Raw genomic sequence first — 17,020 nt, 5'->3', positions numbered from 1 at the left:
GTATTGCGTGAACTCATGTGTGTGAGAATGAAACGAAACGCCCTGCTAGGACTGCAGGACGCTGTTTATGGAGTTCGCAGCCTGTGTCAGAGCTGGCTGGGGATCCTGTTCACCGAGGAGGACTCGGGAGATGGCGTTGTTGAGCGGTCCCTGCATCTCGAGGAAGTTCGGATGCATGGGCGGGGCGTGGCCCTGTTCCATCGCTTGTTCGAACGCGGCGAAAATATCCTGCCGTTCCGCCACGTATTCGGTTTCGAAGCCAGAGCGTCGTGCGGGAAGGTAGCCGAGGTCTTCAACTGTTACGCGCATACCTTCTTCACTGTTCACCCAGTCGATGAACTCCAGTGAGGCCTCACGTTTTGCGTCGCTCGTCTGGGTCGAAACCGAGATGCTGTCACCGCCGAGGAAACTGGACCGTTCGCCACCTTCAGGCTTGGGGAACATCGCGGTTCCCATGTTGTTGAACAGTTCCTCGTTCTGGTTCTTGACAGCGCCGACACCCGTTCCGCCGCCATACATCATCGACGTCTCTTCGGCGGCGAACGCGCCGTAAGTGAAGCTCTCTGTCGAGGTCTGGTCGGTGGAGTAGTCGTTCTCCTGTAGTTCGAGGAAGAACTCCAATGCGTCAACTGCCGGTTGTTCGTCGATCAGACACTCCGTTTGGTCCTCGTTGAGGAACTCTCCGCCTCCCGCCCAGACGTGGGGCAGGTAAAAGAAGCTCTCCAGACCAACGAACCCGAGAGTGTTCGACAGAGGCGTGTCGTAGCCGGCTTGCTGGAGCGCCTCACATGCATCGAGGAACTCCTGGAACGTCTCCGGTGGGTTCTCCGGGTCAAGTCCAGCCTCCTCGTAGTGGAGCTTGTTGTAATAGTACGCGCTCAGGTCGATCCAGAACGGCATTGCGTAGTAGTCGCCGTCCCACTGGATGAAATCCTCACGCAACGGTTGGAAGATCTCGTCCGTGTAGTCACGACTCTCGTAGAAGTCGTTGATTTCGTCCAGCGCACCGAGTTGGACGAACCGGGGAAGATACACCACGTCAAGACCCAGCACATCCGGGGCGTTGCCGGCGCTAATTTGCGCGATGAGTGCCCGGTACTTCTCCTCGACGGGCTTCATGCTTGGGTTGACCTGAATCCCTTCCTGAGACTCGTTGAACACATCAGCGTAGATCGAAGGGTCAGACCCGCCGGATCGGTCACGGTACGTGATCTCCGCTGTTTCCTGGCCTCCACTGCCACCGTCACCACCGTCCATGCTGCCGCCGTCTCCGTCTGAACCGTCACTACCGTCCGATCCACCATCCTCGCTGTCTGTACTGTCTCCGTTCCCGGAGCAGCCGGCCAGTCCGATAGCGCCCGACGCACCTATGGCTTGCAGTAATCGCCTGCGGTCAATTTCTCGCATCAATGTTAATCACAAACACTCACACTTAATCTTTACTAACGATAGCAATCATGAATAAAGAATTAGATGGCTGGGCCGTTCGGATCCGAGGTCCCTGACGAGCGAGATATGTCATGGCAACGCCCTCCAACGAACGATTGCCTACGGTTCAGTAGGACTCGGTGAATCGCCAGAGTGAGCAGGATGTCGGAGACCACTTGATGTTGTGAACGATACAGATCAGAACGGTTTCGCGGAATTGACCGTACCGAGTTCGCGCATGCACGATGTCGCCGAGCGTGCGCTCGATGGTCGAGAAGATGCTCTCACACGTCGCTCGTGAGCGGTAGTGAGGCCCATCGGTCCGCGCGTTGTGTGCGTGATCGCTGGGCTGGAACTCGCGGTGTTTGATCAACGGTCTTACGCCCTCATCACGAAGTTTTCCTCCAGATCACTTCGTTCGTAGCCTTTGTGCAGCTCTGCTGGCCGACCGAGCTGTGTGTCGTGGCGTTTCTCGGTCGTACAGTGAATTCCAGAGTGGCGCGATCTTCTGTGTCGACGAGTGAGGTTGTTTTGAGCGTCTGAGCCCGGTAATTCGTTCGGCGACAGCAGTGTTTGCTAGCGTTTTCTCGGTGGAAAAGCGTCGCATCGATAGCGGTGTGACCGCTCGGGTCGTGCAGCTGCGCCGAGCAGCGTAGCAACACTCGTCAGAGTACCATCTTGACCTGTTGAACCACTTTATTATAGTATCCGTTAGAACTTTCCGCTCGTAAATTGTAGGTCTAGTCGATGGACCACCTCGACGAAATCTCCGTCGAAGACCTCCAGGACGCCCTCGACACCGTCGAGAAGAACAAGCCGACACAGCGGTTGTTAGCGGCGATCGCGTACAAGAACGGTGTAACACAAACTGAGCTTGCCGAGTGGCACGACACCGGGCGACGAACGATCTACAGTTGGCTGATGCGATTCGACACGGACGAGCCGCTCGAGCAAGTTGTCTCTGATGCTCCTCGATCCGGAAGAAAACGAAAGCTTTCGGAATCACAGCAAGAAGAGTTCGAACGTACGGTTCACGAACCGCCCGAAGAAGTCGGGATCGACGCGCCGGCGTGGACGCCGGCGCTCGTCCGGGAATTTCTCGAAGACACCTACGGCGTCGAGTACTCGCGTCCGAGTTGCCGGCGGCTGCTGAAAGAAGCTGGGCTGAGTTATCAGAAACCTTATCGGTCGGCCGCCGGAGTCGAAGGCACCGATCGAGAGGAGTTCGACGACCAGATCGAACGAAGCGAGCGGAGATGGACCCCACAGTAGTCCGCATCGATCGAACGAAGAACTCTGTCCGGGCCGAGCTGCGTGTCACGTGGTTTCCGCACGCCACGCGGCCGGCCATCGAACTGTCCGGCCAGCGCGACTGGACGTGTCTCCTCGGCGTGATCGCCGAAGAGAGCGACTGCTGTTTCTCACCGTTCATCGAGTACGTCACCGCCGATCGCACAAAAGTATAATTTTCGACGTATACAAAGAATTCGAATACTATCAGATCGTCGTGCCGGATGGTGCGCCGTACGTCCAGGCGTCGGCCGTCACGGACCTGACGGGCCGTGGCGACCTCGTCTTCGTCACGTTGCCCGCGTATTCGGCGGAGCTCGATCCCGTCGCAGAGTGCTGTCGGCAGCTCCGAGACGCACTTAGCAACCGATTTTTCGACTCGCTCGAGTAACTGATCATCGCGATCGATCCCGCTCTCGACCAGCTGCCGTTTCGAAAATCGAGTGATTATTTCTAACGCTAACCGGTCTGTCTTGCGCAGTGCCGTCTCGAGCGCGATGACGGTGTACGTCACGAGAGGGCCAGCAGTGCCTCGGCCGGACGGTCCGGTGCGTCTGTCCTGCGATTCGGTCAGCGGTTGCTGCGAGGATACGGAGGCGTCGCTTCTCGGACCGTCGGTGAGGCCTTCGATCGGAGCGGCGTCGGAGTCAAGACGGGCTGGACACGGCGGTGACGCGGTACCGCTCACCCGCTCTCGTCTCGAAGACCACCGCGCCATCGTCGGCGTGGGCGTCCACCGACTCACCGTCGACCGTCTCGACTGCGAGGTCGGGCGTCGCCCGCACCCGACAGCGTTCTCCGGAGCCCGACTCGATGGTCGCGCCGTCCAGCGTCCCGGCCGACCACTCGACGTCGACTTCGAAATCGCCCCGCGCACGCAGCCCCGAGACCGACCCCTCGGCCCACGCCTCGGGGAGCGCCGGGAGGAGGCGGAGCGCCTCGCCGTGACTGCCCAGTAGCATCTCGACGACGCCCGCGGTGGCGCCGAAGTTCCCGTCGATCTGGAAGGGTGGATGGAGGTCGAACAGGTTCGGCGCCGTGGAGTCCGTGAGCAACGTCTCGACCCACTCGTGGGCCCGTTCGCCGTCTTCCAGGCGGGCGAACTGGTTGACCAGCCACGCGGCGCTCCAGCCAGTGTGGCCGCCACCGTGTTCGAGTCGTCGCTCCAGCGACGTCCGGACCGCGTCGGCCAGATCCGGCGTCTCCCGGGGCGTGATCTGGTCGCTCGGATGGGCGCCGTAGAGATGGGAGATGTGGCGATGGCCCGGGTCGGCCTCGTCGTAGTCCTCGATCCACTCCTGTAGCTGGCCGTGCTCGCCCACTTGCATCGGGGGGAGGCGCTCGGCCGCGGCGACCAGCTCCTGGTGGAACTCCCCCGTGATATCGAGCGTCTCCGCGGCGGCGACGCAGTGGTCGAAGCAGTCACGAGTGAGCTGTACGTCCATCGTCGGCGCGTAGGTGACGGCGGCTTCCTGGCCGTCGTCGGTGACGTAGGTGTTCTCGGGGGAGATCGACGGCGCGGTCACCAGCCAGTCGTCCTCGGGGTGTTCGACGAGGAAATCGAGGAGGAACGCTGCCGCGTCCCGGAGGATGGGATATGCCGTCTCGCGGAGGAACTGCTCGTCGCGGGTGAAGGCGTAGTGGTCCCAGACCAGCCGGGAGAGCCACGCCGCCCCCATCGGCCAGAGTCCCCACCGTGCGCCGTCGACCGGTGCCACGCTCCGCCAGAGATCCGAGTTGTGGTGGACGGCGACGCCGTCACAGCCGTAGTGGGCCTCGGCAGCGCGCCGGCCGGGGCCGCGCAACTCGTCGACGAAGTCGTACAGCGGCGTTGCACACTCCGCGAGGTTCGCCTGCAGCGCCGGCCAGTAGTTCATCTCCAGGTTGACGTTCAGCGTGTAGCCGCTGTTCCAGGGCGGGTCGAACTCCTGGTTCCAGACGCCCTGGAGGGTCGCGGGCTCGGTCCCGGGCCGTGAGCTCGCCAGCAGGAGATAGCGCCCGAACTGGACGTACAGCGCCACGAGGTGTGGATCCGCAGCACCCTCGGCCATTCGGTCGAGGCGCTCGTCGGTCGGCCGGTCGACGGGCTCGCCCAGGTTCAGTTCCACGCGGTCGAACAGCGAGCGGTGGTCGGCGACGTGCGCCCGCCGCAGGTCGTCGTAGGGCCGGCCCGACAGGGTGGCCAGCACGTCCTCGCAGGCGGCGGTCGGTTCCTCGGCCTCGTGGCTCGTGAAGCCGGTCACCACCACCGTCACCTCGTCGGCGCCCGTGACGGCGAGGCCGGCATCTGACCCAGCCGGTGCGTCCGCGTCAGTCACCCGTTCGATCGTTCCAGCGGGCGTCTCGACGCGGGCCTGGGCTTCGAAGCGCATCCCCCAGCCGCCCGCACCGCGATCGTCGGCCGGCGGATCGGTGACCGAGCCCCGGAGGTGGAGTGTGTCGTCGCGGGCGGCCGCCTGTGCGCCCTGCTCGCGATGGAGCCCGACCGTCGCGTCTACCGTGTCCGGCCCGTCGGCGGCGAGTCGGACCACGATGGCGTCGTCCGGGGCCGAGGCGAAGTACTCGCGAGTGTAGGTCGTCCCCTCGTGGTCGTAGCGGACGCGCACGAGGCCGGCCGACAGGTCGAGTTCGCGTCGGTAGTCGGTCACGTCGTCGTGGCCCACGTCCAGAGCGAGGTCGCCGAAGGGCTGGTAGGGACGCAGGCGGATCGGGTCGCCCATCAGTTTCTCCTCGGCGAGCGCCTGCGCCCGTTCGACGTCGCCGTCGAAGAGAAGCCTCCGCATCTCTTCGAGATGCTCTCGTGCGACCGGGTTCGTTCGCTCTTCGTGACCGCCCGCCCACAGCGTGTCGGCGTTGAACTGGACTCGGTCGACGCCGGGGTCTCCGTAGGCCATCGCGCCGAGGCGGCCGTTGCCGACGGGGAGCGCTTCCAGCCACTCCGTCGCCGGCGAGTCGTACCACGTCGTAGTCCGTGCGTCGAAGGGGCGGGGCATGGTTGCAGATCGCGGACTCGCAGGTTAAAACTGGGGTCACCAGCAGGATTCAGGGGGTGTTCCGATGGTCGCTCTGTGCGATCGTCGGGCAGCTCTCAGGCCATCTCCGGGACCGTGAAGTCGAATAGATCCTCCCGGATCCGGTCGGGGGAGTCGGTTTTGCCCCACTGGATGAGCTTCCCGACCAGTTCGGGGTTCGAGAAGTCGACGTGTCGCGCTCGGTCGGCCCCCCAGTCGTAGACGTGCTTCGGGAGCCAGTCGGCCTGGCGCATCTCGGCTAACATCTGGTCGGCAGCGCGGTCGGCACTCGTCTCGCCCGCCTCGTAGGCGTCCAGCAGGTCGGCCATCGTCCGGTGCATCGTCTCTTTCTGCGTCGCGAACGGTGCCCCAGCACCGGGCGCCGCCTCGTCGAGCAGGGGGTCGAACTCGGCAGTCTGCCCCGACTCCAGGTAGTTGAAGCAGTGTCGCTGGATGTAGAGGTCGTGGAACAGCACCTGGCCCAGCCACATCTGCGTCCAGGCGTTCCAGAGCCGGAAGTCGCCCATCGACTTGTACGCGTTGCTGATGAGCCGGTCGTTGTTCAGGAGCTGTCGGCGGTGCAGCTCGTCGACGGGCGCGAACCGTTCGGCCGAGAAGTCCCCGTCCTCGAACGCGTCCAGCAGGAGCTTCGTGGAGACGAACACCGACTCGAAGGTGTCGACCAGCCCGATCGCGTACAGCGGGTCGACAAAGCCGTAGGTGTTGCTCGTGAGGTAGTGACGGTGACCCGACGAGTGGCTGGCGCTGCGCTGGATCCGCCCGGTTCGGGTCCAGGGCATCACCGGGTCCGCCGAGTCGAGGTGGCGCTCGACGTCCGGGAACTGCGAGACGATACGCTCGACTTCCGCGGCCGGCTCGACGGACTCGTCGACCGGGTACTTCTCGCGGTCCAGCATCAGGCCGACGCTCGCTCTGGTGGCCTCGGACCGCTCGAAGTTGTCGAAGGGGATGACCCACATCCACCCGCCGTCGAACACGTGGTGGAGCGTCCCGTCGTGGAGACGGTTGGACTGCCCCGGCCGGGCGTCCGCTTCGAGCACCTCGTCGAACGGGTCGAGCCCCTCGACATGGGTGAATATCGCCCGGGAGTCGGTCTCCAGCTCGGGCGCGTTCTCGCGATAGCCCAGCTGGTCCGCGAGGGTGGAGTTGCCGCCGGTCCCGTCGACGTAGAACGACGCCGTGGCGGCGCCGCGGTCGGTCGTGACCGTCACCGCGTCGGTACCGATGTCCACGTCGGTGATCTCGGTCTCGTCGACGTAGTCGACGCCGTACTCCTGGGCGACCTCGACGAGGTAGTGGTCGACGTCCTCGCGAAGCAGGTGACTCTCGCTGTAAAAGGGTAGATTCGGCGGGATCAACTGGTGGGAGCGGTCGGCGGACACCGGCCGGTCCGGTTCGTGGTAGGCGAAGCCGATCGAGTGTTTGATCCCGCAGGAAGCGGTGACGTTGTCCACGATCTCGTTCGCGTCGCTGAGATACTGGATCTCCGGGATATCGTGGTACTCCCCGACGATCCACATCCACATCGAACTCTGGGGCAACATGGCTTCGCCGATGGCGAACCGCGGGTGAGTCCCGGCTTCGATCATGGCCACGTCGAACCCGTGTTTCCCCAGGATCGTCGCCGTCGTCGACGCCGACATCCCGGACCCGCCGACGACGACGTCGTACGAATCCGCGAGCGCCGAGCCGCCGTCGGCCTCGAGTTGTGGTTCCTGTTGTCGATCACGGTCTGTCGGATCGGCCGATCCTGTACGTTCCATACACCGGTTCACGGACAGATGACGATTATAGTCATTCCCTGAGACGATGTTTCAGGCCGTGAGATACGTGTCTGGGGTATGTGGGGTCGGGGTCTGGGGGAGCCAGATCCGAGGGGAACGCCCACGAGTTCAGTCGTTGGTCACCGACTGGAGACCGGCGTCCATCTCGGTGAGGTCGAGCTCCTCCGCGTCGCGTCTGTATCGCCGGTAGAGGTCTTTGGCCCACTCCCGAGCCTCGGGATTCTCCGTCGTGAGGGAGGCGACCGGTAGCGCCGTCTCGCTGTCGAAGCCGCCGATGATGACCACGTCGTCGACGATCCCCATCGTGAACGGGAGCGCCGAGTGGGTGTACAGCGACGGCGCGTCGGCGTTGGCGATGGTCTCGAACGCCTCCTCGGAGGCGTTCTGGTCCGCCTGGAGCGCCAGCGGCGTGCAGATGGCTTCGAAGTCGACGCCGTCTCTGGCGTGTTCGATCCCCAGTTCGGTGACCTTCGGGGGACAGCCGGCGACGACCAGACTTCGGAAGTAGTCGAACTCCTCGAAGTGTTCGAGCCACGGCTCGATCGGTTCGTTCGGGTTCTGCGGCGTGGCGACGTGGAGGTCGGCGTCGGCGAACAGGTGAACGTTGCGCGTGAGTTCCGGTGCCGACAGCTGTGCGAGCAGCGGCTCCAGGCGGTCGATCGCCACCAACGAGCGCTCGAACTGTTCGACAGCCTCGACCACGGCACGGCCGGCGCCGGTCGTCTGATACCCTCCTGGCTGCTGGTCGAGCAATCCCTCCTCCGAGAGGGTAGACGTTCGTCGGTACGCCGTCGCCCGTGAAATGTCGAGTTCGTCCTGCAACTGCGACCGGTCGAGTGGCCTGTCCCGGGCCGCCGTCAGCAACGGCACCCGATCCAACAACTGGTGTGGGTCACCCTCGTAGCGTTCCATGCTCGTGGCATGGACGTTCGAATCATAAGTGTTCCGTCAGGTGTCTCAGGTGATGAACCGTCGTCTCAGGGAATGACTATACCAGTACACTCCCCGGTCTGTGTACTCGATGGGACGGACAGATCTGGCGAGGGCTGTCGTCGGTGGTCGACGCCGCAGCTGGTGGAGGTGGTGACCGAACGGGCACCGAGCACAGTCCGCGGCAACTCGGACTGTCGGCACTTCTGGTCGACCGTGTTTGCAACGGGTCGCGCTGGGTTCACCGCTCGGCGCTCGGCGTACTTTCCTGCCCCAGCCAGCGATGCGTATTGCGCGTAGAACTGGTTTAGAGAGCCTCTAAACGGAGGATTTAAGCAACCCACACTGGTCGTGAGGCCATGGCACGAGTGCCACTCATCGAACCCGAAGCGGTCGACGATCCGGCTGTCGAAGAGATCTTCGCGTGGGTCACCGAAATGGAGGGGTCGGTCCCGAACCACTTCTATCTGGAGTTGAACTTTCCGGAGTACATGAAGCCGAAGCTCCAGTCGACGGCGGCGCTGTGGGAACACGGGGAGCTGTCGATGCCGGAGATCCAGCACGTCGGCATCGCCGTCTCCACCGCCAACGGGTGTTCGTACTGCACCGGCGCCTTCTGTACGATCCTCGACTACGGGCTCGACGCCGACACCGACTACGTCAGGGCGTTCGCCGAGCAGGGCACGGACGTCCTCGACGACGAGCGCCTGGAGACCATCGTCGAGTACGCGCTGACGATCAACGACGACCCCCACGCCGTCACCGACGCGGATACCGAGGCCCTTCGCGAGGTCGGCCTCGGCGACAAGGGGGTCGTCCAGTTGACCCACCTGGTCAGCGACTTCGCCTCCTACAACCGCCTCAACACCGCGCTCGATACGGACTACGACTATCAGGAGCTGTGGCGCGAACTCGACACGGCCGCCATGTCGCCCGCCGACGATTAGCACAGAGACCGTGACGGAAGCGTACATCTAGACCACCGACATCGCGGCCGGAGCGGGCGCTGAAACAGTTCTGGATAGTGAGGGGGTAGGTGACTCAGTGACGTTCGTGAACGGCTTCCGGTTCATCGAGGACCTTCGTTCAAGCCATCGGTAACGGGATACTGGACTGCAACGGATGCGGTTGCGCAACGTCGAGAAGAACTGGTCTCAGGGGTGCGTCTCGGTGGCCAGTGCTGGTCGGAGATGGAGTTCCCGGAGAAAGACCGGTAGTGGACCGAGTAGGGCGCAAGCACTCTCGTTTTTTCTCCTGACCGACCCGACTCCACCTCCCCACTCACCGCTCCGTGCTCGCTCTCAGCCAATCGCTGCGCGCGCAGCCACGACCGTCGGCAACGTGGGTCTCAACCAGACGTTCAACTCTTCTCTTCGCACCCTCGTTTCCTCAGTAGTGAGGCTTCGTGTCCGTCAACTCCGACTCTCCAGGAGGTCTCGGATCGCGTCGTACGCGGGCTTGGGGTTGAAGTTCTCGTCGAAGAGCAGTGGATCGCTCGTCACGTCGTAGCGATTCTGGAGCCAGGTTCCCGCGTCGTGGACGCCCCAGGTGATGAGCGTGTCACAGCCGTTGTCGAGGCACGCCTCGAGGACGTCTCGATAGTACTGTGCCTGGTGTTCGAGGCGATCGTCGAACTCCTCGTCGGGGCCGTACGCGACGTCCATCTCGGTGACCTGCACGTCCAGGCCGAGGTCTTTGAAGCGACGGATGTTCGCGCCGACCGCTTCGGGGCCCTCCCGGCTGTGCTGATACGACGGCAGCGAGTGCATCTGGATCCCGACGCCGTCGATCGGCACGCCACGGTCGAGCAGGCGCTGCAGAAGGTCGTATACGGCGTCGGCCTTGTCGTTGTCTGAGGCGATCTCGTAATCGTTGTAATAGAGATCGGCGTTCGGCGCGACGTCGTTCGCCCACTCGAAGGCCTTGTCGAGATATGCTTCGCCCATCGCCTCGTACCACATCGTCTCGCGCATCGACCCGTCGTCGGCCACCGCTTCGTTCACGACGTCCCAGACGTCCACTTTATCGTGATAGCGGCCGGCCACCGTGTGAATGTGATCTCGGACAAACGCTTCTAACTGGTCGTCGGTGTAGTCCCAGGCGAGGAACCACTCCGGGGTCTGCTTGTGCCAGAGCAACGTGTGTCCTCGGACGGTCATGTCGTTCTCGACACCGAAGTTCACGATCGCGTCGGCATCGTCGAAATCGTAGACCTTGCGTTCGGGGCGCAACGGCCCCATCTTCAGCGCGTTCGCCGTCGTAATCGCGTTGAACTCCCGCTTGAGCGTCTGTGCGAGCGTCGGATCGTCGGGATACTGTCTGAACGATCGAGCGGGAACGCCTGCCCCGATCGTCACGTCATTCTCGTCGGCCAGTTCGCGGAGTGTCTTCTCACTGGACATTCCCACATACGGGAGTGCGAGACGAGAAAGTCGTACCGATACCGGAGGGATTTTGCTGAATATACGGACACAGATACTGCCGAATTCAGAGCTATCGATCGCGACACTGGGCGATTGTATCACCCCCTGAGGGGCGCGGGGGCACCACTGAGTCCCTCGCGAGTACCAACGGGACATCGCGCACTCATCGCCTACGAACGACCGGATACTACCTACAACTGCCATTACACCCACTGGGGTGGAATGCATCTCAGGCTCAAGCGGGAAATCAGTCGCGGGACACCGTTTGGTGGGGAGCAACCGAACGAGACGAGCCAGTCCATCTGTACGCGACTCCTCGAAGCGACGACCGAGACAGCGATTCGGGACGCCCTGGACGGCCGTGAATCACCGTCGCTCCCGGTCGATATCGATCCGTGGGCGACGCGTTGCACGTTCGACGAGATCATCAGCGAGCAGCTGGATTTCTTGCATCACGAAGCATTCTACGTGGTCGATAGTGACTTGACGGTGACGGCCTACCGGACGCACTGGTTCGGCCTGCAGTACGACTGTGCTGCAGTCGAAACTGCGCCCACAGTCGGCAATGGGTTCGCCCAAGGTGAGTTCCGCGCGCTGAAAGCCGTCACTGACGAGTCGTGCACCTGTCCTGACTGGCACCAGTGCTCACCCGAGGGTGGCTGCAAGCGCCTGCGTCGCGTCGGCCACGAGATCAAGCAGGCTGGGTTCCCCGATCAGACGGCCAGCTCCCAACGACCACGGGGTAGGGCGCCATCCTCTTCGTCGGAATCGCTCTCGTGTACTGGGTAGTGTGGCGGCACACTAGGTTTTTCACGGCTAGTCACCTACCCGGAGATATGAGCAGCGACAGAATCGACGCCGAAAGCAAGGTGTCTGGAAACCAGGCGAATATCCCCGCCCGGATTCGACGTGAACTCGATATCGACGATGGTGATCAGCTCCGTTGGCATCTCGAAGACGACGGAAGCGTACGAGTCCAGGTCATCCAACAGCAAACGGGTACATTCGCCGACTTCGACGGCTATGCTGGTGAGGAGCCGACCGACGTAACGAGCGATCACGACGCTTGGGGCGTCGACATCGAGTAAATGCCTCGTGCACTCATCGATACGACAGTCCTCTTTGCCGCTGCATACCGGCGAGATGGATCTCACGATGGCGCGCTTCCCGTGCTCCAAAGCATCGACGATGGAACGCTCCCGGAGGCAGTCGTCTTGGACTACGTACTCGCGGAAACACTCAACGGCCTCACGACCCACGCTGGCCACGACGCAGCCGTCGATCTTCTCGATCGTATCGAAGAAAACGCCCGCTTCCACATCGACTCACTCACCACCGATGCCCTCTCGACAGGGAAGGCCATATTTCGACAACACGAGCCACTCTCCTTCGTCGACGCCTGCATTGTTGCGTATATGCAGACCGAGGGGCTCGGCTACCTGTATGCGTTCGACGACGATTTTGACGCAGTCGAGGATGTATATCGGCTCGATACAGCGACGAATCCCTACGATCCGGATTGACGCTGGCTGACACTGCGGCTGGCTGCGAGTCGTCTCGAAGCAAAAGATACCACACGATGTCTGGGTAGTGGGTCGAATCTCTACCTGAATCATCGGGATTTGCGTCGAGCGGATCGGTCCCGAACGCTCTTTCTTCCCGGTCTGACAGGTGATCTCCGTCGGGATCTACTGCAGTGGGATCACTGATGATAGGGAAGATATCGCGCTGAACAGTCGTCGCACCGACGTCACGGCCGACCGTCGTCAGCGACTCGAACTCCACGGATTCGTGGAGCCGGTCGCCGTCGGTGTCGGGATTCAGCGGGTCGGTCTCGAACTGCGTGACCTCCCCGTCGACCTGTGTGGGAATTCCCTGGAACTCCTGGCGGTCGGGGAAGCCGTCCTGGTCGGAGTCGCGCGTCTGCTCCATCTGGACCGGCCTCGTCGCCAGCGTGTTGGCGATGGCGTACCGCACGTCCCCGCTGGGGTCGGTGTGAGCGCGAAACTTCTCGGCGCTGTCGGTGATCACGTCGCCGTCGGAGTCTTGCTTGCGCGGGTTCGAGTCGACGTGGACCGAGCCGTTGGCCTCGTGAGTCGCGTAGCGGTAGGCCTGGCCGCTGCGGTTGATCGTCGGCACGGTCCAGCCCTCGGTTTCGGTGTCGTCGGTCAGCCCGTCGCCGTCGGTGTCCGGATCCCAAGGATCGTGTTGGCAGGTGAATTCGCCGCGTTTTCGCCAATCTCCAAGGAGTGTCCGACCTCGATCACTGCGAGAAATACTGAACTTGGTTTCGGGTAAGGGTCCAGCTAACAATCACCTAGAAGTGGATGAGTTTGGCGAGACTGTGACGGGGAACTCGTCTTTGGAGCCGATCACTTCGTATACTGTATCCTAATATACTACCTCAGGCCGATGTTCTATTACATTTCCATTCATTATAATTCAGCCCTGAATGTATAAATAGAAATTTTGAAATCAGATTTTTAATTCTAATCAAGTTGTGGTTTTCAGTTGTCTCTTACTAAGCCCGCAATATCGGTTCTACTTGCTTCTAATTCAACGAAATCACCCACGGACAGATGTTGGTTCAGGTTTTTGTATGATTTAATACTTACCGTACCAACTCCCACATCGATCTCACATTCATACGAACTCTGTGAAATTTCTTCCAATGACGTCAATTCCCCATAAAATTCATGATCCGACCAGCCATCAGGATTATTTTCATTTGGTTGCACACCCTTCACCTGTCGGTCAGTTGTAGTTACCCTCTCTCTGGGGATGAATAAATTGATGCAAATTTCCAAAGTTTCACCGATGGAATTTGGTGGAACATGCATATCATAGTCAAACATTCCAAATCTAGTGCCATCGATGGTTTTACCAATAACAACCTGCTCATATACTGTTTCTTGATACACCGTTTCCGGTATGATCTCTTCAATCGAGATTTTCAGTGACATAGTTAGTCGAACATCCCTTGGTCGTTACTGCTAGGGAATGCCGATAAAATGAATCCATTTTCCGAAACTGCAACCCTAAGAGGGATATCACTTGATTCAACATCAAGGAAATACCGCTTTCCTCCATCGGGATTCGGTTTGATAATCACTGAGTTAGTCTCAGACTTCTTGATTGCGTCGTAGATGGATTGTTTGATCTCCCGTCGCGAATTCACAGATGGGTACTCTTTATAGAAGTCCTCTTTATGCTTAGACAGAATCTTGTCGTATCCCACAGGCTCGCCTTCGTTGAATTCGAGCCAGCGAACGTTCCCTGCTCCGTCAAGAACGAGCATACGGGTGTCGGTCAGATCTGCCTTCGGTACGATAGACAGTAGGTCTTCCGCCGTCAGATCGCCGTCGATATCTGGATCAGTTTGCTTCGATTCCAGCATCTCCGTCAACGGGACGACTTCGTCGGGCGCGAGCTTCCCATCGGACCGCAGTTCGATCAGGCGCTCGATGTTCTCGATACTGAGTCGACCGGCATCGAACTGACGACTGATGGCCGCCAGCTCTTCCTTTGAGAGACCACGGTCCTCGAAGAATTTTTGCGCGTCCGCTCTACCCAATTCCGAAAGCAGTTGAACCGTCGGTCCGGGGGACTCCTCGACACTATCCCAAGCTGCCTGTTCCTCATCTAGTGATTCGATGGTCTCGACGGCATCGTCGACATCGTCCTCGCTCACGTCGGGGTCGTCGAGCGCTTCGACCAGCGCACTGGGATGCTCCCACCCTCTCCCCTGACGCGTCAGGCGCTTGCGTCTATTTGTCTACCGCTGCAAGCGCATCGCGTGCCGCTTCACGGATCGGTTCCGACTCCTCTTCATTGTCGGCGATCGCTTGGAGTGTTGTTCTAACCTCCTCGTCGTCGAACTCGGCGAGCCCCTCAATCGCGGCTTTTCGAATCGATTCTTCCTCGGAGAAATCGGGGAGTTCGAGCAGTGCCTCGCGGACATCCTCGCCACCGATCTGGACCAGTGCGCGAATTGCATGTGGGACGACATCAGGATTGTCTGTCCAGCGCGTCCAAAGCAACCCGTTCTTAGCACGTTCGTCGGGATGTTTCGCGAGAACGCGCGCAGCTTCTGCTCTGATCCGACGCGACGAGTGTGAGAGAAGTGTTTTGTATTAGTCAGGGAGAGAACCATTTTCAGTTTGACTGAGATTCATGATCTCGTTGTCGATAATACGTTCCTTGATTGCGTATCTGGATATCCCATCAGATTTGATATCTTCGTATAAGAATGTATTGATAAATCCACTGTCTGCACTAAATCGGAAATTTTCTAGAGTACCGTGATCTTCGTAGTGTTCTACGATAGTTTCAAGACCGGTATAATACAATCTCAGTTTCTCATTCACGGTGCTTAGTCCATTATTACCGGACGGATCTGCAATCTCGGCGAGCCTTATGTATTCCTCTGTAGCTTCGAACAGGGCGGTGGCATATTCTCCTTTGCTCAGCAGAATTCCCTCGACTGGTAGTTTACTCTCGACGGAGATAGATTCGGGATCTGGATGTGGCTCCGTTACACTGGGTGGAGCACTGGTAGGCTTGACAACTGCGTATTTGAACGTGTCATCGTCTACCGGGAGAAAGACGATGTTCCACTCTCTTCCGATATTCAGGTCAGAGTGTTCTCCCTCGTAACTTGCCTGATATCCACTCTCAACATAAGCTACAGAGTCCGCTACCATGGGGAACAGAGCCTCCAGTCGCCTTAGTAGGAACCCCCAAGCCTGATCGGAATATACCGTAATCTGGCCGCTTTTCCCGTTATACGTTACGGGGATCTTTTCTACGAGTGTAACTGGAATCCTATCGCTGTCGCGAATAGATTCCTCTGATTCCGATATCGCGACTTCTATTTCCACTGTGTCAATGTTCATGGTGAGTAGCTACTCCATACGACCCACTTGTTACCATCCCATTTCTGCCACTCTCCTCCTGCCCATTCACTCCACCGTCGGACTGAATCTCCGTGAGACGGGTAGATGCTCTGGCCGTGTCCACGGAACTCAACATTAATTACCACTTCTTGGATTCCGTATCGATCGAGTGAGTACGTGACTGAGTCACCGATAGTATCTTGTTTCCCGTTCCGTATCGCTTCGTACGCGATCTTTTTACCCGGGTTCGGTCAATACTGCCTGTCTCTGATGGCATTCTATCTGGTAGTTGAGCTTCTGGGACTCCAGTTGCGCTAATCTTCCCTCCAACGGGGAAAAATGTAGTATTTGCTTTGTTCTTCATGCTCTCGCCGTTCACATGTCTGTCTATGGCGTGAGTAATGTCATCAGCATCCATGAAGACTGGTCTCCCATCCCCTACAGGACTTTCAGCGATGACAACGAGGTCGAGAAATTCACTCGTGCCTGGAACATCTTGGGAGTCGTACTCCCCAGATTCGTAATTCTGAGCGAGTTCTATGAGAGGATCGGCGTCTACTTTGTCAATATACTGTGAGCGACCGTCGATCTTGCCGTGAATTGCGATGGTTGCGACTCCGCGCTGGTTCTCGCTCTCGAGTTCGAGGAGAACGCTGTACAGTCCCCGGTCATCAATCTGCTGTACCAGTTCTGCTGCGTCTCCGTCGGTAGCCTCGAGGAAGTCAGCGACTTGCTGTGCCGACTGCGCCTGCCCCAGAAGTGCCGCTACGTTGTTGCTCTCCATTTCGGCGAAGAACTCGACGGTCAGCGCGGGCGATTCCTCGACGACACCCCACGCCATCTCCTCCTGATTGAGCGACTCGATAGTCCCGACGGCGTTGTCGACATCTTCCTCGCTCACGTCGGGGTCGTCGAGCGCTTCGACCAGCGCACCCGGATGCGCCTCGTCTTCGAGGCCGCCGTCGGTCATCACCCGCTTGGTCGTCTCCGAGGCGTCGTCGTGGAGGAACTCCCGCGCGGCGTCGAGTTCGTCCCGACTGTCGATGCCCTCCAGATCCTGCGCGGTCGCTCGCAGGATGGTATCGCCGACGATGACGACGAACACGAGCTCGGGGTCGTCGATCGGGCCGGTGATGCCGACGCCGACGTTCGGCTTCACTCCCGAGTCGTCCGATTCGGGCAGGGTGACGCCGATGGCGTTGTCCGGTTCGAGCGCCCGACCGATGTTCTCCAGCGTG

Annotated in this window: 13 protein-coding genes and 4 pseudogenes; 5 read left to right on the top strand and 12 right to left on the bottom strand. The window is 60.2% G+C overall.

The features are described 5' to 3' along the window. Nucleotides 1-45 precede the first annotated feature (45 nt). Complete coding sequence (locus I7X12_RS12655) at nucleotides 46-1,407, bottom strand: ABC transporter substrate-binding protein (RefSeq protein ID WP_198060437.1); 1,362 nt, start codon at nucleotides 1,405-1,407, stop codon at nucleotides 46-48. A 148-nt stretch (nucleotides 1,408-1,555) separates the two neighbouring features. Further along, nucleotides 1,556-2,093, bottom strand: a pseudogene (locus tag I7X12_RS12650) (transposase); the annotation flags it as partial. Between the two features lie 82 nt (nucleotides 2,094-2,175). Between I7X12_RS12650 and I7X12_RS12645 the strand changes: the two are divergent. Then, nucleotides 2,176-3,175: pseudogene (locus I7X12_RS12645) on the top strand (IS630 family transposase). Between the two features lie 190 nt (nucleotides 3,176-3,365). On the opposite strand, the gene I7X12_RS12640 reads toward I7X12_RS12645, so the two are convergent. From I7X12_RS12640 to I7X12_RS12630, 3 genes are all read right to left on the bottom strand, one after another. Further along, nucleotides 3,366-5,711 (bottom strand): glycoside hydrolase family 95 protein, encoded by a 2,346-nt coding sequence (locus tag I7X12_RS12640; protein WP_198060436.1) that lies wholly within the window; start codon nucleotides 5,709-5,711, stop codon nucleotides 3,366-3,368. A gap of 95 nt (nucleotides 5,712-5,806) precedes the next feature. Beyond that, a complete protein-coding gene (locus tag I7X12_RS12635; protein ID WP_198060435.1) occupies nucleotides 5,807-7,513 on the bottom strand; it encodes an NAD(P)/FAD-dependent oxidoreductase in 1,707 nt (568 codons plus the stop codon). Between the two features lie 129 nt (nucleotides 7,514-7,642). Then, on the bottom strand, nucleotides 7,643-8,446 hold the full coding sequence (locus tag I7X12_RS12630) for a helix-turn-helix transcriptional regulator (RefSeq protein WP_198060434.1): 804 nt from the start codon (nucleotides 8,444-8,446) through the stop codon (nucleotides 7,643-7,645). Between the two features lie 377 nt (nucleotides 8,447-8,823). Here I7X12_RS12630 and I7X12_RS12625 point away from each other — a divergent pair, with 377 nt between their 5' ends. Beyond that, nucleotides 8,824-9,411, top strand: a complete 588-nt coding sequence (locus I7X12_RS12625; RefSeq protein WP_198060433.1) for a carboxymuconolactone decarboxylase family protein — start codon at nucleotides 8,824-8,826, stop codon at nucleotides 9,409-9,411. A 465-nt stretch (nucleotides 9,412-9,876) separates the two neighbouring features. On the opposite strand, the gene I7X12_RS12620 is transcribed toward I7X12_RS12625, so the two are convergent. Continuing rightward, the gene (locus tag I7X12_RS12620; protein ID WP_198060432.1) at nucleotides 9,877-10,866 is read right to left on the bottom strand and encodes an endo-1,4-beta-xylanase; all 990 of its coding nucleotides are present in this window, start codon (nucleotides 10,864-10,866) and stop codon (nucleotides 9,877-9,879) included. A gap of 114 nt (nucleotides 10,867-10,980) precedes the next feature. On the opposite strand from I7X12_RS12620, the pseudogene I7X12_RS20895 reads away from it, so the two are divergent. The 3 genes and pseudogenes from I7X12_RS20895 to I7X12_RS12605 form a co-directional block, all read left to right on the top strand. Further along, a pseudogene (locus tag I7X12_RS20895) lies at nucleotides 10,981-11,400 on the top strand (DUF6735 family protein); the annotation flags it as partial. Nucleotides 11,401-11,723: 323 nt separating this feature from the next. Then, nucleotides 11,724-11,975, top strand: coding sequence for an AbrB/MazE/SpoVT family DNA-binding domain-containing protein (locus tag I7X12_RS12610; RefSeq protein WP_198060431.1), 252 nt, complete (start codon nucleotides 11,724-11,726; stop codon nucleotides 11,973-11,975). Then, a complete protein-coding gene (locus I7X12_RS12605; RefSeq protein WP_198060430.1) occupies nucleotides 11,976-12,410 on the top strand; it encodes a PIN domain-containing protein in 435 nt (144 codons plus the stop codon). Between the two features lie 130 nt (nucleotides 12,411-12,540). Here I7X12_RS12605 and I7X12_RS20890 read toward each other — a convergent pair. The 6 genes and pseudogenes from I7X12_RS20890 to I7X12_RS12575 all read right to left on the bottom strand — a co-directional run. Beyond that, a pseudogene (locus I7X12_RS20890) lies at nucleotides 12,541-13,026 on the bottom strand (hypothetical protein); the annotation flags it as partial. A gap of 368 nt (nucleotides 13,027-13,394) precedes the next feature. Further along, on the bottom strand, nucleotides 13,395-13,850 hold the full coding sequence (locus I7X12_RS12595; RefSeq protein ID WP_198060428.1) for a hypothetical protein: 456 nt from the start codon (nucleotides 13,848-13,850) through the stop codon (nucleotides 13,395-13,397). Between the two features lie 2 nt (nucleotides 13,851-13,852). Then, nucleotides 13,853-14,578, bottom strand: a complete 726-nt coding sequence (locus I7X12_RS12590; RefSeq protein ID WP_198060427.1) for a hypothetical protein — start codon at nucleotides 14,576-14,578, stop codon at nucleotides 13,853-13,855. A 76-nt stretch (nucleotides 14,579-14,654) separates the two neighbouring features. Next, nucleotides 14,655-14,987 carry a HEAT repeat domain-containing protein gene (locus I7X12_RS12585; protein ID WP_232343153.1) on the bottom strand — a complete coding sequence of 111 codons (333 nt, stop codon included), beginning with the start codon at nucleotides 14,985-14,987 and terminating at the stop codon, nucleotides 14,655-14,657. 33 nt (nucleotides 14,988-15,020) lie between these two features. After that, complete coding sequence (locus I7X12_RS12580) at nucleotides 15,021-15,782, bottom strand: hypothetical protein (RefSeq protein WP_198060425.1); 762 nt, start codon at nucleotides 15,780-15,782, stop codon at nucleotides 15,021-15,023. Nucleotides 15,783-15,921: 139 nt separating this feature from the next. Further along, nucleotides 15,922-16,941, bottom strand: coding sequence for a hypothetical protein (locus I7X12_RS12575; RefSeq protein WP_198060424.1), 1,020 nt, complete (start codon nucleotides 16,939-16,941; stop codon nucleotides 15,922-15,924). Nucleotides 16,942-17,020: the final 79 nt, after the last annotated feature.

This window comes from Halosimplex litoreum (assembly GCF_016065055.1).
GTDB lineage: Archaea > Halobacteriota > Halobacteria > Halobacteriales > Haloarculaceae > Halosimplex > Halosimplex litoreum.
This window is presented reverse-complemented; position numbering and strand designations above follow the sequence as displayed.

Coding starts and splice junctions, on each gene's coding strand:
- I7X12_RS12655 (WP_198060437.1), bottom strand. CDS start 1,407: ATGCGAGAAATTGACCGCAGGCGATTACTGCAAGCCATAGGTGCGTCG.
- I7X12_RS12640 (WP_198060436.1), bottom strand. CDS start 5,711: ATGCCCCGCCCCTTCGACGCACGGACTACGACGTGGTACGACTCGCCG.
- I7X12_RS12635 (WP_198060435.1), bottom strand. CDS start 7,513: ATGGAACGTACAGGATCGGCCGATCCGACAGACCGTGATCGACAACAG.
- I7X12_RS12630 (WP_198060434.1), bottom strand. CDS start 8,446: ATGGAACGCTACGAGGGTGACCCACACCAGTTGTTGGATCGGGTGCCG.
- I7X12_RS12625 (WP_198060433.1), top strand. CDS start 8,824: ATGGCACGAGTGCCACTCATCGAACCCGAAGCGGTCGACGATCCGGCT.
- I7X12_RS12620 (WP_198060432.1), bottom strand. CDS start 10,866: ATGTCCAGTGAGAAGACACTCCGCGAACTGGCCGACGAGAATGACGTG.
- I7X12_RS12610 (WP_198060431.1), top strand. CDS start 11,724: ATGAGCAGCGACAGAATCGACGCCGAAAGCAAGGTGTCTGGAAACCAG.
- I7X12_RS12605 (WP_198060430.1), top strand. CDS start 11,976: ATGCCTCGTGCACTCATCGATACGACAGTCCTCTTTGCCGCTGCATAC.
- I7X12_RS12595 (WP_198060428.1), bottom strand. CDS start 13,850: ATGTCACTGAAAATCTCGATTGAAGAGATCATACCGGAAACGGTGTAT.
- I7X12_RS12580 (WP_198060425.1), bottom strand. CDS start 15,782: ATGAACATTGACACAGTGGAAATAGAAGTCGCGATATCGGAATCAGAG.